This window comes from Rhizobium sp. 862_C5_N1_2, assembly GCF_051811205.1.
Lineage (GTDB): Bacteria > Pseudomonadota > Alphaproteobacteria > Rhizobiales > Rhizobiaceae > Rhizobium > Rhizobium leguminosarum.
This window is the reverse complement of sequence record NZ_JBPWPT010000003.1, coordinates 404154-417003: the sequence shown is the minus strand read 5'-3', so window position 1 is coordinate 417003 and position 12850 is coordinate 404154. Positions and strand designations below refer to the sequence as shown.

Annotated in this window: 13 protein-coding genes and 1 pseudogene; 6 read left to right on the top strand and 8 right to left on the bottom strand. The window is 61.9% G+C overall.

Annotated elements, in window-relative coordinates; translation table 11 throughout:
• Positions 1-22: 22 nt before the first annotated feature.
• The 6 genes from ACD590_RS31915 to ACD590_RS31890 form a co-directional block, all read right to left on the bottom strand.
• Complete coding sequence (locus tag ACD590_RS31915; RefSeq protein ID WP_247265690.1) at positions 23-1858, bottom strand: ABC transporter ATP-binding protein; 1836 nt, start codon at positions 1856-1858, stop codon at positions 23-25.
• A 32-nt stretch (positions 1859-1890) separates the two neighbouring features.
• Positions 1891-3087, bottom strand: coding sequence for an aminotransferase class V-fold PLP-dependent enzyme (locus ACD590_RS31910; RefSeq protein ID WP_028732590.1), 1197 nt, complete (start codon positions 3085-3087; stop codon positions 1891-1893).
• A 68-nt stretch (positions 3088-3155) separates the two neighbouring features.
• Complete coding sequence (locus tag ACD590_RS31905) at positions 3156-3668, bottom strand: RidA family protein (protein ID WP_131605525.1); 513 nt, start codon at positions 3666-3668, stop codon at positions 3156-3158.
• Positions 3669-3703: 35 nt separating this feature from the next.
• Positions 3704-4573, bottom strand: a complete 870-nt coding sequence (locus ACD590_RS31900; protein WP_247265689.1) for an ABC transporter permease — start codon at positions 4571-4573, stop codon at positions 3704-3706.
• A complete protein-coding gene (locus ACD590_RS31895; protein ID WP_165505469.1) occupies positions 4573-5514 on the bottom strand; it encodes an ABC transporter permease in 942 nt (313 codons plus the stop codon). The genes ACD590_RS31900 and ACD590_RS31895 overlap by 1 nt, the downstream gene beginning before the upstream one ends.
• 80 nt (positions 5515-5594) lie before the next feature.
• Positions 5595-7121: an ABC transporter substrate-binding protein gene (locus tag ACD590_RS31890; protein WP_131605523.1), complete on the bottom strand. Its 1527-nt coding sequence runs from the start codon at positions 7119-7121 to the stop codon at positions 5595-5597.
• Between the two features lie 227 nt (positions 7122-7348).
• On the opposite strand from ACD590_RS31890, the gene ACD590_RS31885 reads away from it, so the two are divergent.
• Positions 7349-7933, top strand: a complete 585-nt coding sequence (locus ACD590_RS31885; protein ID WP_131646952.1) for a DUF1349 domain-containing protein — start codon at positions 7349-7351, stop codon at positions 7931-7933.
• 64 nt (positions 7934-7997) lie between these two features.
• On the opposite strand, the gene ACD590_RS31880 is transcribed toward ACD590_RS31885, so the two are convergent.
• Both ACD590_RS31880 and ACD590_RS31875 read right to left on the bottom strand, forming a co-directional pair.
• Positions 7998-8462, bottom strand: a complete 465-nt coding sequence (locus ACD590_RS31880) for a hypothetical protein (protein ID WP_131605521.1) — start codon at positions 8460-8462, stop codon at positions 7998-8000.
• A 144-nt stretch (positions 8463-8606) separates the two neighbouring features.
• Positions 8607-8858 carry a MafI family immunity protein gene (locus ACD590_RS31875; protein WP_131609730.1) on the bottom strand — a complete coding sequence of 84 codons (252 nt, stop codon included), beginning with the start codon at positions 8856-8858 and terminating at the stop codon, positions 8607-8609.
• 114 nt (positions 8859-8972) lie between these two features.
• Between ACD590_RS31875 and ACD590_RS31870 the strand changes: the two are divergent.
• The 5 genes and pseudogenes from ACD590_RS31870 to ACD590_RS31850 form a co-directional block, all read left to right on the top strand.
• Positions 8973-9113, top strand: a pseudogene (locus tag ACD590_RS31870) (putative quinol monooxygenase); the annotation flags it as partial.
• Between the two features lie 252 nt (positions 9114-9365).
• On the top strand, positions 9366-10499 hold the full coding sequence (locus ACD590_RS31865; protein WP_247265688.1) for a transporter substrate-binding protein: 1134 nt from the start codon (positions 9366-9368) through the stop codon (positions 10497-10499).
• Positions 10496-11077, top strand: coding sequence for an ANTAR domain-containing response regulator (locus ACD590_RS31860; protein WP_247265687.1), 582 nt, complete (start codon positions 10496-10498; stop codon positions 11075-11077). Before ACD590_RS31865 ends, ACD590_RS31860 begins: the two co-directional genes overlap by 4 nt.
• Positions 11077-11925 (top strand): ABC transporter permease, encoded by an 849-nt coding sequence (locus ACD590_RS31855; RefSeq protein WP_017996436.1) that lies wholly within the window; start codon positions 11077-11079, stop codon positions 11923-11925. Before ACD590_RS31860 ends, ACD590_RS31855 begins: the two co-directional genes overlap by 1 nt.
• Positions 11925-12845: an ABC transporter permease gene (locus tag ACD590_RS31850; protein WP_247265686.1), complete on the top strand. Its 921-nt coding sequence runs from the start codon at positions 11925-11927 to the stop codon at positions 12843-12845. Before ACD590_RS31855 ends, ACD590_RS31850 begins: the two co-directional genes overlap by 1 nt.
• The last annotated feature ends 5 nt before the right edge of the window (positions 12846-12850 follow it).

Sequence of the window (12850 nt, the reverse complement as noted above, 5' to 3'; positions counted from 1 at the left end):
AATCCGAAATGCGATGGCAAGTCTACCGATCGGCCATCACCAGATGCCCCGGCCCGACCTCCCGATAGGAGGCGTTCGCGGGTTGATAGTCGACCGGGCGCATCGGGCTCTTGATCTCGTCGTTCGCCACCATCCGCTTTTCGTGGCGGCGGTCTGGATCGGGCACGGGCACTGCCGCAATGAGTTTCTTCGTATAGGGATGCTGCGGATTTTCGAAAACCGCGGCCCGTGGGCCGATCTCGACGATCTCGCCGAGATACATCACCGCCACCCGGTGGCTGACGCGTTCGACCACCGCCATGTCGTGCGAGATGAACAGGAAGGCAAGGTTGAGGCTCTGCTGCAGATCCAGCATCAGGTTGATCACCTGCGCCTTGATCGAAACGTCGAGCGCCGAGACGCTTTCATCGGCGACGATGACCTTCGGCTGCAAGGCAAGCGCGCGGGCGATGCAGATGCGCTGGCGCTGGCCGCCGGAAAATTCATGCGGATAACGCGCGGCCATATCCGCCGACAGGCCGACCTTCACCAGCAGGTCGGCGACGACATCTTTTGCCTGTTTTGGAGTGCCCATCCTGTGTTCGAGATAGGGTTCGGCAATCGCTGCGCCGACCGTCATGCGCGGATTGAGGCTGGCAAAGGGATCTTGGAAAATCATCTGCACGGATTTGCGCATCTCGCGCAGATCCTTCCTGTCGAGGCCGAGCACCTCCCTGCCCTCGACCAGAACGGAACCGGCCTGCGGTTCGATGAGGCGCATGATGGCGCGGCCGGTCGTCGATTTGCCGCAACCGGATTCGCCGACGAGCGACAGCGTCTCGCCGGCATGAAGATCGAAGGAGACGTTTTCGACCGCGTGCACGCGGCTGGTCAGCCGGCCGAAGAGACCGGAATGAATGTCGAAGCGCTTGGTGAGGTTCTTCACCTGCAGGACCGGCGTCGCAGCGACGGTATCGGCGGCCTCGGCGGGAATGTCGGATTCACCCGTTGCCGTATTCACCACCGGGAAGCGCAGAGGCCTTTGCCGGCCCTGCATCGAGCCGAGCACCGGCACGGCTGATAGTAACGCCCTGGTATAGGGATGTTTGCCACGGTGGAAGATATCGGCGGTGGCGCCGCTTTCCACCTGTTCGCCGCGATACATCACCACCGTCCTGTCGGCGATCTCGGCAACGACGCCCATATCATGGGTGATGAAGAGAACGGAGGTCCCCTCCTCGTCCTGCAGCATCTTGATGAGATCGAGGATCTGGCCCTGGATGGTCACGTCGAGCGCCGTCGTCGGCTCGTCGGCAATCAATAGCTTCGGTCGGCTGGCGAGCGCCATGGCGATCATCACCCGCTGGCGCATGCCGCCGGAGAAACGATGCGGATATTCGCCGAAGCGCGAAGCGGCCGAGGGGATGCGGACCTTTTCCAGCAGCCTTATCGTCTCGGCTTTGGCATCGGCCCTGCTCATGTCGGAATGGCAGAGCAGTGCTTCGGAAATCTGCTCGCCGATGGTGAAGAGCGGATTGAGCGATGTCATCGGCTCCTGGAAGATCATCGCCACCTCGTTGCCGCGCACCTGCCGCATGGCATTTTCCGGCAATGCCAGCAGGTCGCGTCCGCCGAGCATGACGCGGCCCTCGACACGGCTTGTGTCCGCCTGCAGCAGCCGCATGATCGAGAGAGAGGTGACGCTCTTGCCCGAGCCGGATTCGCCGACGATCGCCACCGTCTCCGCTGGCGCCACCGTGAAGGAAACATCGCGCACGACCGGTTTCCAGACGCCGTCCACCAGGAAGGACGTCGTCAGCCTTTCGACGGAAAGAACGTCGGTCGTCGTCTGGATCGGTTGCATTTGGGCACTGGCCATGTCGGTTCCTTTTGCGACGGGTAAGCGGCGGATCAATCCGGCCAACGCAGCGCACCGTCGAAGCGGTGCCTGCTGCGGTTCTCGATCGGCGTTGCGATGATCTCGTTGGAGGCGCGCGCCTTGTCGAGTTCCTGCGCCAGGCGCTCCGCGACGATCGTCTCCTCGCCCGGGTGCAGATTGCACGGGTCGAGGTAGAAATAGCGGTGCTCCACCTCGTGATCGCGCACGATGATCGGCGGGCTGCCCTTGGCAAGCGCATCCGCCAGATCCCAGGCGGTGATATGGGCTTGCTCGGGATCGACGATCAGGCGCAGCCGATCGAGCGGATTGTTGGTCGGGTCAGGCTCGATCAGCGCAGTGAGGCCAGGGCGGCCGTCGAGCGTGCGCTTCCACAGGTTGAGATAGCTGGTCTCGCGTTCCCGGATGCCGGCATGGTCGCGATTTTCCCAGGCTTCGAGTGCCGCCATGACACCGAAGATGCTCTCCTTGCCGACTTTCATGCCGCGACCGATGCCCATATTCTGCAGGAAGGCGTGGCGCACCAGCTCCTTGCTGCCGGCAACGATGCCCGAAGTCGGGCCGCCGAGGAATTTGTGGCCGGAGTAGAGTGCGATATCGGCCCCCTGCTCCAGGAAGATCCGCAGGTCATATTCCGAGGCCGCATCGACGATGACGGGCACGCCCTTGGCATGGGCGATCTCGACGAATTCCTTGAGGTTCAACAGGCCGTAGTCGACGACATGGTGGGAGACGACATAGACGGCAGCTGCCGTCTTGTCGGTGATGGCATTTTCCATGTGGAAGCGATGCGTCGAGGTCGCCTGCCCCACAAGCACGACCTTGCCGCCGGCAAGCCGGATCGCCTGGTCGACAGGAGCGCCGTAACTGACGACATGGCCCATCTGCACCAGCACTTCGTTCTTCTCCGGCACGACATCCGGCAACCTCTCGATCGCCAGCAGATTGTTGCCGGTGATCGCGCCGGCGACGGCGAGCGAAATGCCGGCCGAGCAAGAGGCGGTGACGAAGCCCGCCTCGCCGCCGGTCAGCCGGGCGATGACGCCACTTGCCTTGCGCTGCAGATCGTTGATCTCGACGAAGTGAGGCAGGATCGATGCCATCGCCTCGATCGCTTCGGGAACGACGATCGATGCGCCGAGGCTGGTCATCGTGCCCGATACATTGATGACAGGGCGCAGGCCGAGCGACGGGCGGATATCAGTGGACATGGAGATCTCCAGGATTCTGGGTCGAAAAACGAAACATGGGGCGGTCGATCAAGTGTGTCGAGCTCCCATCAGCCGTGCAAGGCGACGATCGCCTCGATCTCGACGGTGATGTTGCCGGGCAGCGAGCCGAAGCCGACAGCCGAGCGAGCATGTTCGCCGGCCGGACCGAAGACTGCGATCAGCAGATCCGAGCAGCCGTTGATGACGCTCGGATGATCCTCGAACTCAGGCACGGCATTGACCATGCCGAGCAGTTTCACCACCCGCTTGACCCGGGTGAGATCGCCGAGCGCGTCATGCATGACTGCAAGCAGGTTGATGCCGGTCAGCCGCGCATGACCGTAGGCCTCCTCGACACTGACGCCGGCGCCGACCTTGCCGGCATGCATGAAGCCGTCGGCCTCGCGCGGTCCCTGGCCGGAGAGGTAGAGCATGTTGCCTTCGACTACGTGCGTCACGAAATTGGCGATCGGCGGCGGTGGCGGCGGAAGCGTAATGCCGAGGGCGGCAAGCCGTTCGTAAGGCGAGTTCTCGACCTTGCCGGCGGCGGTAGGAAACTGATTCACGCAAACTCCTGTCATGCGAATTTCGATTGGGCCGACGCTTGGTCGGCAGATTAAAGATCCTTGCGAAGTCTTGGATCGAGCATGTCCCGGAGGCCGTCGCCGACCATCTGCAGCGACAGCACGGAGAGAATAATGGCGACGCCGGGAAACAGCGTCATCCAGTCGGCCTGGCCGATATACTGGCGGCCGGCGGCGATCATCGTTCCCCAGGTCGGGATTTCGGGGCTGACGCCGAGGCCGAGGAAAGACAGGCCGGCTTCGGCAAGCATCGCGCTGGCGAAAAGGAAGGTGGCCTGCACCAGGATCGGCGACAGCAGATTGCGCAGCACATGCCGCGTCATGATATGGAAGGTGGAAATGCCGAGCGCCCTTGCCGCCTCGACATAGGGCAGTTCGCGAATGACCAGTGTCGACGCGCGGACGATGCGGGCAAGGCGCGGCGCATAGACGATCGACAGCGCGATGATGACAGTCGTCAGCGACGGGCCGAGGGCGGCGACGAGCGCGATCGCCAGCAGAATATCCGGAAACGCCATCATCGCGTCGATCAGCCGGGCGATCGGCGTATCGAGCTTCTGGAAGAAGCCGGCAAGCAGGCCAAGCGTCACGCCGATCACGGCCGACAGGGTCACGACCGCAACACCGACGAGCAGCGACAGGCGGCCGGCGAAGATCGTGCGCGAAAAGACGTCGCGGCCGAACTCGTCGGTGCCAAAGAAAAAGGTGCCGCCCGGCGGCTTCAGCCGGTTGGCGATGGAAAGCTTCGACGGCGAATAGGGTGCGACAACAGGCGCGAAGACCGCCAGAAGCACGAAGATCGTCAGGATCAGCAGGCCGCAGGCGACCGTCTTGCGTTTGAGCAGGCGCTTAGCGAATTTGCTGCCCTCGCCCTCGACTGACTTGATTGCGATATCGGCCATCAGTAGCGCACCCTCGGATCGATCAACAGATAAAGCATGTCGATCGCAAAATTGATCAGCACGTAGAGCGCGGCGATGACGAGCAGCGCCCCCTGGATGACCGGATAGTCGCGGCGCAGAACCGCCGAGACGACGAGATTGCCGACGCCCGGCAGGCCGAAGACGGTTTCGGTGACGACGGCGCCCGAAATCAGGACCGCTGCCGTCAGGCCGATCACCGTCAGAATCGGGATCAGCGCATTCTTCAATGCGTGCTTGAGGATCACCCGGCGCTCGATCAACCCCTTGGCGCGGGCCGTGCGGATATAGTCGTCGCCGAGCACATCGAGCATTGAAGCGCGGGTGAAACGCAGGATCAGCGCCGAGGAGACGATGCCGAGCGCAAAGGCGGGCAGCGTCAGGTGATACATCCGCTCGAAGAAGGTCGAGCCGGGACCGCCATAACCTGAGACCGGGAAGAGGTTGAGCCTGACCGCGAAGAACTGCATCAGGATCAGGCCGAGCCAGAAGCTCGGAATGCTGGCGGCAAACATCGCAAGCGTCGTTGCCGCCTGGTCGACGAAGGAGCCGCGCCGATAGGCGGCATAGATGCCGATCGGCAAGGCGATGGTGCTGGCAATCGCAAGCGAAAACAGTGTCAGGAAGAAAGTCGGCTCGGCCCGGTCGAGCAAGGCCGAGGTGACAGGCATATTGAGGAAGATCGACTGGCCGAGATCACCCTTCAGCAGCTGGCCGATGTAATAGACATATTGCAGGCCGAGAGACTGATCGAGGCCGAGCCGGGACCTGAGATCGGCAATATCCTGCGGCGTCGCATCCGGCCCGAGCATGACGGCGGCCGGATCTCCCGGCGTCACGCGCACGATGACGAAGACGATCGTGACGACGAGAAACATCACGACGATCATGCCGAACAGGCGCTGGAGGATGTAGCGTATCATGAATGCCTGGCAAACCTTTGCAGATGCTGCGAAAAAGAAGACCGGTACCGGTCAGGAATGGCCGGTACCGATGGCGACTCTTACTTCTTGATCGACGCATTCCAGAAATACGGCCATGGAGCCGGATCGACGCCTTCGAGCTTGGTCGACTCGGCGGAGACGGCGTTGAAGTCGCCGATCTTCATGAAGGGTGCGTCGGCATAGACGGCCTTCTGGACATCGGCCCAGAGCGCCACACGCTTCTTCGGATCGACTTCCGAGGTGAAGGCATCGACGGCGGCCTTGCGGGCCGGCGTATCCCACCAGCCGGGCGAGCTGGTCGAGAGCGAGCCGATGAGGGCCGGCTCCGGCAGGAACGGGCTATGTGTGATGTAGATATCCCAGAGCTTCGGATCGGTGCGGCGCTGCGTCAGCGTCGCCCAGTCCACAACCTGCATATCGACGGTGAAGCCGGCAAGCTTCAGATATTCGGCGGCGACCTGCGCCATCTTGTAATGGAACTCGTATTGGCGGCTGGTCAGAATGCGGATCGGTTCGCCGTTGTAACCGGCCTTCTTGGCGGCAGCGGCCGCCCCTTCCGGATCGGCGACGTTATAGGCGCCCTCGACGCCAGCATCCGTCGACCAGGCAAAGGTCTTCGGATAGATGGCGCCGTCGAGCGCGTAGAAATCCTTGCTGCCGAAAGCCGCGGCCAGCATGTCTTCCATGCTGAGCGCCTGGCGGATCGCCTTGCGGACCTCGACATTCTTGTTGATGCCATCGGCCGTGTTGAAGACGAAGACCGGATAACCGAAGGGCTTCAGGATGATCGGCTGCGAGGCGGTGGAGGCCTTCAGCTTGTCGTAGGATTCGACCGGAATGGAGTCGACATAATCATACTGGCCGGAAATAGCGGCCTCGACGCGGGTGTTTGGATCGGGCACCGGCACGAAGCGGATCTCATCGAGATATTGATGGCGGGCGCCGCCATAACCATTGCTGTCGCCTTCGCGTGACTTGTAGCCGTCGAAGCGGACGAGCTGGATATACTGGTCGGCCCTGCGCTCCTTCAGCATATAGGGACCGGTGCCGATGAAGTCCTTCATCGGCTCGTCCTGCTTTTCGGACGGGATGATGATCGCCGCCGAATTGTTGAAGGCGAGCAGCGAGGTCAGCGGCGCATAGGGCTGCTTCAGCGTGATGGTGACGGTCGCCGGATCGACCGCGGTGATCTTGTCGATGAAGCCGGCCACCTGCTTGCCGCGCGAGGCGATCTTCATCCAGCGGCCAAGCGAGGCGACGACATCTTCCGAGGTCATGTCGGTATTGTCGTGGAACTTGATGCCGGTCCTGAGCTTGATCGTATAGGTTTTGCCGTCGGCGCTGATCTCAGGCAGGCTTTCGGCCAGAAGCGGCGTGACATTCCAGCTCTTGTCAAAGGTGTAGAGCGTTTCGAAAATGTGCTGAGTGACGATGCCGACCAGATCGGCCGTCGACGACATCGGATCGAGCGTCGGCGGTTCGCCGATCGTCGCGACGTTGATGACACCACCCTTTTCCTGGGCAAGGAGCGTCGAAGGCAGGGCGACGAGCGCGGTGCCGAGAAGGAATGCGACCAATGTTTTCATGTGATGGCTCCCGATTTAGTTCCACAATTATGTAATTCATCTTTTTGTAACAGAATAGGAGATGGATCGATCCTGTCAAGCACGGGCGACGGATTATGCTCGCGGCGGATACCGGGACGCCGGAAAACACACAATCTTCGGCTGCGCCCGCCTGCACCAAGACCGCGCATTATGCCAAGGTGGGTCAATCGCCCTGCAGTGAGCCTTCAACGGAACGGGAGAACAGGATGAGCATCGATTTCAACGACGGAAAATGGCTGAACGAGCCGGCACACTGGCTGGCGAACGAAACCGGCCTTACCCTGACGACCGATGAAAAAACCGATTTCTGGCGGGAGACCCATTACGGCTTCACCCGCGACAGCGGCCATTTCCTCGCCTTTCCCACGGCCGATGGCTTCACCGCTCAAATCCGCGTCCAGGGCGAATTCCGCACGCTCTACGACCAGGCCGGCCTGATGGTGCGCATTGACGAGAAACGCTGGGTGAAAACAGGCGTCGAATTCACCGACGGCGAAGCCTTCCTCAGCACCGTCGTCACCGATGGCAGTTCCGACTGGTCCGTGGCGCAGCCCTTCAAGGAATTGGAGGATTTCCGCATCCGCGTCACCGTCGCCAACGGCGCAATGCGCATCCAGGCTTCCCGCGACGGCAGCCGCTGGCCGCTGCTGCGGTTAGCGCCCTTCCCCGCCGCCGCGCACTACGAGGTTGGGCCGGCCGCCTGCACGCCGGAGCGCAGCGGACTGAGGGTGCGCTTTTCAGAGTTTTCGATTGGGGCGGCGATTACGACGGAGTTGCATGACTTGAGTTAGGGGGTTCCGGAATGCGCTCAGGTCGCATTTAGAAGCCCCAACAATATAACCCGACGACGCAAAACTACAAATCATGAGTCTCTGCTCGATAACTCTTCTCAATTCGCTCAACCAGCAAGGGTGCGCTGATGATACCGAGGACCGGATATCTCTTTTCCTCATCAGAAAGGCCTCGAGTCAGCATCACTTCCGTTTCGCCATTCCACAACCACCAAGGCCCCCGCCGCCCGTCCCTATCCCGGGCACTGGTCCGAAAGGTGGGAAAGACGGAATTTGCATCGGTGACGCTACTGTTTCCGACATTTGCCACTAGGCCTTCGCCAACTGCTTTTTGGACGGGGAAAAAGGCAGAAAATAACACGGGAGAGGTGACCACTTCGCCGAAATTATTGGGCCTGTCGCTGTGAAAACCATCAAACACGCGAAGCAGGTATCCGTAGCGAAAATGCTGATGAGTCACTTGGGCGTAGCAAACGCCTCTCGACGTTAGAATCTGAATTAGGTTACCAATCTTTATGCGCTTAGCCATATCCAGACCCAGAATACTTCCTCTCGTCGTGAGGCATTTCGTTGGAAAAATGAGGATTTGTCATCAAGCTCATCAACTCGGGTGCGGCAACCGCTTCAGCGCTTTAGCACTCCATGCACCAGGTAGGCACACGCAGTATGAGCATCAAGATCTGGGGTACTTGAGAAACGCCCAGGTATCTGCTTTTAGATTCATCTCATTTGCCAGCGCCTGAATGTTCGCCAGTTCCTCCGGAGCCAGCACCACATCATACTCGCGCAACTGCGTGCATAGATTTTCCAACGCAACCACACACTCATTATGCTCCGCAAGGGATATGTACTCGCGAATATCTTCCCCCGCTAACCGCCCGTTAAAATCACTGATCAAATCAATTAGTCGCTTCTCGATTTCCATCCATCCGCACCTCAAGAGTGTGGGTAACGAAGCGGCGCCATAGCAATATCCGGTTACCTATCACTGAACCTTCACCTACCGGGCTTAGAGTCTCGGCGAATTGAATAGCCGGCGATCCCCGCTGTCAAACCCCTCGCTTCGAAAATCACTGCCATCCTCACTGCCCACCTTGGCAAGGCTGCAGAGCTACGAACATTGCTTGTGGGTATGGCACCGCTTTGCCGAGCTGAGCCCGACAATCTGCGCTGGGATGTCTCGAAGTGATCTAACATTTGTTCAAGATAGGGCGTCCTTTCGCGGCCCTACCGCAAGAACAAGATCAAATGACTGCGAGTGCAGCGCAGCACACTTGACAAAGATAAGCTGCCTGTATTTTACTCAAGCCTGCGGAATAGGCAAACGGCCTGCCGCATTGACATGACTCCGATAGTCTCTGGGCAGTTTCGCCCCATGACGCCTCATCGCTCGATGGGACCAGCGTCGTGGGGTTTTTGATGTGGTCACTTCATGAATGACGCGCTGAAAATCGGCATCCTCTTTTCGACCACCGGACCCTACGGCTCGATGGGCCGCGACGCGCGCGACGGTGCCGATTTCGCGATGGCCGAATATGCCGGCGTCGACGGGCTGGCGATCGAGCCCGTCTTCTTCGACCCGCATGCCGATCTTGCCGCCTATCTCGACGGTGCGCGCCATCTTCTGCGCACCGGCTGTCGCCATATCGTCGGCACGATTACCTCGGCGGCACGCAAGGAGGTCATCCCGCTCGTCGAGAAACATGACGGCCTGCTCTGGTATATGTGCCCCTATGAAGGCTTCGAAGCCAACGAGAACGTCATCTATGTCGGCGGCTGCCCGAACCAGCATCTGCTGCCGCTGTTCGAGCACCTGATCCCGCGTTACGGCGCAAGGCCCTATCTCGTCGGCGCCAACTATGTCTGGGGCTGGGAAATGAACCGGCTCGCCCGCGAACTCATTACCAATGCCGGCGGCGAGGTGCTTGGCGAACGCTATCTTCCGCTTGAGGAAACCGCCGTCGAGCGCATCGTCGCCGAGATCGCGCAACGCCGCCCGAGCTTCATCCTCAACAATCTGATCGGCCCCTCAAGCTACGCTTTCCTGGAGGCGATCAAGGCCCTCGGTGATCGCGACCCGGCCTTCCGCGCGGAAAACTGCCCGGTCGTGAGCTGCGACCTGATGGAATGCGAGCTCGACGATATCGCCGCCGGTGCCGCCGCCGGCCAGCTTTGCGCCGCTTCCTATTTCGACAGTATCGCGACCCCCGAGAATGCCGCCTTCAAGGCCCGTGTCACCGAGCATCACGGCGCGGAGCGGCGTGTCTCCAGCGTCTTTGCCAGCGCCTATACCACCGTCCGGCTCTGCGTCGACGCGATCGTCGCTGCCGGCGGTGACGAGCCCGACGCCGTCCGGCGCGAGCTCTACAATAGATCCTGGCCGACGCTGTTCGGCGCGCTTTCGATCGACCGCGAGACCAATCATGCCGCCCTGCCCTTCCATCTCGGCCGGATCAACGCCGACAACGGCTTCGATGTCGTCGCCTCGCGGCCGCCGCTCGCCGCCGACCCCTACTTGACCGGCCGCAACCGACAGGCCTTGCCGCGGCTGAGGGTGGTGTCATGAGAGAGACACCCAATTTTACCGGCTGGCAGGCGATGGTCCTGCATCGCGAGGACGGCAACACCGAAAAGCTGATCCGCCAGCTTCGCCTACTCGGCATCCATGCAATGCTGCAATGGGCGCCGCTTTCGGCCGCGGCACTGCCTGATCTCGTCATCGTCGATGCCGACCAGGGCTGGGACGATCTGCTGCCCTGGAACGGCGAAACGCCTGCCTGCCCCGTCGTCGCCCTGCTTGGTTCGGAAGCGCCCGGCCGCATCGCCTGGGCGCTCGCACAGGGTGCCGGCGCGATCATCGCCAAGCCGATTGCCACATCGGCCGTCTATCCGGCGCTTGTCATGGCCGTCTCCATTCATCAGGAGCGCAAGGCGACTGCGGAAAAGCTGCAATATCTCGAGGAGCGCGTCCGGCTGCGACCGCTCGTGCACGCCGCCGTCGAAAAGCTTCAGGCCGCACGCGGCATCGACGAGGAGAGCGCTTACGCAATCCTACGCAACTGTGCCATGCGCCGCCGCCTGCCGATGGAGCAGATAGCGGCCTTCATCCTGGCGGGTGCCGAACCTCTGCCGGAGGCGGGCTGATGCATGTGCTGAAACAGATGATCCGCCAGCCGACGGCCCTCTTCGGCCTGATCGTCGTTACACTCGTCATCGGGCTCGCCATTGCAGCGCCGTGGATCGCGCCGTTCAGCCCCGACGAACAGATGTTTGACGGCCTCTCGCTCGAAGGCGCGCCGCTGCCGCCGGGCGGTCCCTATCTCCTCGGCACCGACACGCTCGGCCGCGACCTCTTCTCCCGCCTGCTCTTCGGCGCCCGCACCTCGCTGATCATCGGCCTTGTCGCCAATGGCATCGCGGTGGCGATCGGCCTCTTCGTCGGCATCGTTGCCGGTTATCTTCGCGGGCTGCCGGGCAACATCCTGATGCGCTTCACCGATCTGATGATGGCCTTTCCGGCGCTGCTGCTCGCCATCGTGCTGGCAGCCCTTTTGAAGCCGAGCCTCTGGATCGTCGCCATGGTGATCGCGCTCGTCAACTGGGTGCAGGTCGCCCGCATCGTCTATACCGAGACGCGCGGCCTGGTGGAGCGCGACTTCATCATGGCCGAACGCTCGCTCGGCGCCGGCCACATGCGTGTGCTCTTCATGCATATCCTGCCGCATCTCGTGCCGACGGCAATCGTCTGGGGAACGCTCGGCATCGCCACCACCGTGCTGCTCGAAGCGACACTTTCCTTCCTCGGCGTCGGCGTCCAGCCGCCGCAGCCCTCCTGGGGCAACATCATCTTCGAGAGCCAAAGCTATTTCCAGGCCGCCCCCTGGCTGGTCTTCATTCCCGGCGCGATCATCCTTCTGACGGCGCTTTCCTTCAATCTGGTGGGCGACGCGCTGCGCGACATTCTCGACCCGACCCAGCGCGGGAGGGGCTGATGGGTCTCCTGATGCTCCGCCGGCTGCTGCAAGCGGCTCTCATTCTGCTCGGCGTCGCGGCAATCACCTTCGTGCTGCTCTACGCTCTTCCGGCCGACCCGGCTCGCATGATCGCCGGCCGCAGCGCTACGGCCCAGACGGTCGCCAACATCCGCCATGAGCTCGGCCTCGACCAGCCGCTGCTGGTCCAGTTCGGCACCTATCTCGGCAATCTGCTGCACGGCAATCTCGGCCGCTCCTATGCGCAGAAGACCGATGTCTGGACGCTGATTGCCGCCCGCCTGCCGGCGACGCTGACACTGATGCTTGCCGGCATCGTCGTCGAGGTGGTGCTCGGCCTGACGCTCGGCACCATCGCCGCGGTGCGCCGCGGCGGCTTCGTCGACCGGCTGGTGATGATGGCCTCCTTTGTCGGTACCTCGGCGCCGCAGTTTCTCGTCGCCCTGCTGCTGCTCTACCTCTTAGCGGCAACGCTCGGCTGGTTTCCGATGAGCGGCTACGGCAGCTTCTCGCACCTCGTCCTGCCGGCCGTCACACTCGGCATCTGCGGCGCCGGCTGGTACGCCCGCATGGTGCGCTCGTCGATGATCGACGTGCTGAACCAGGATTATGTCCGCACGGCGCGCGCCAAGGGCCTTTCCTCGAAGCGCGTCATCCTGCGCCATGCACTGCCCAACGCGGTGCTGCCCATCATCGCCATGATCGGCATCGATATCGGCCAGTTCATGGGCGGCGTGGTCGTGGTCGAAGCGGTCTACGGCTGGCCCGGCATCGGCCAGCTCGCCTGGCAGGCGATCCAGCAGGTCGACATCCCGATCATCATGGGCGTCACGCTGACGTCGGCGCTCGCCATCATCATCGGCAATCTGCTTGCCGACCTCGTCGCGCCGGTCATCGATCCGCGCATCCGCACACGCTGACAGCA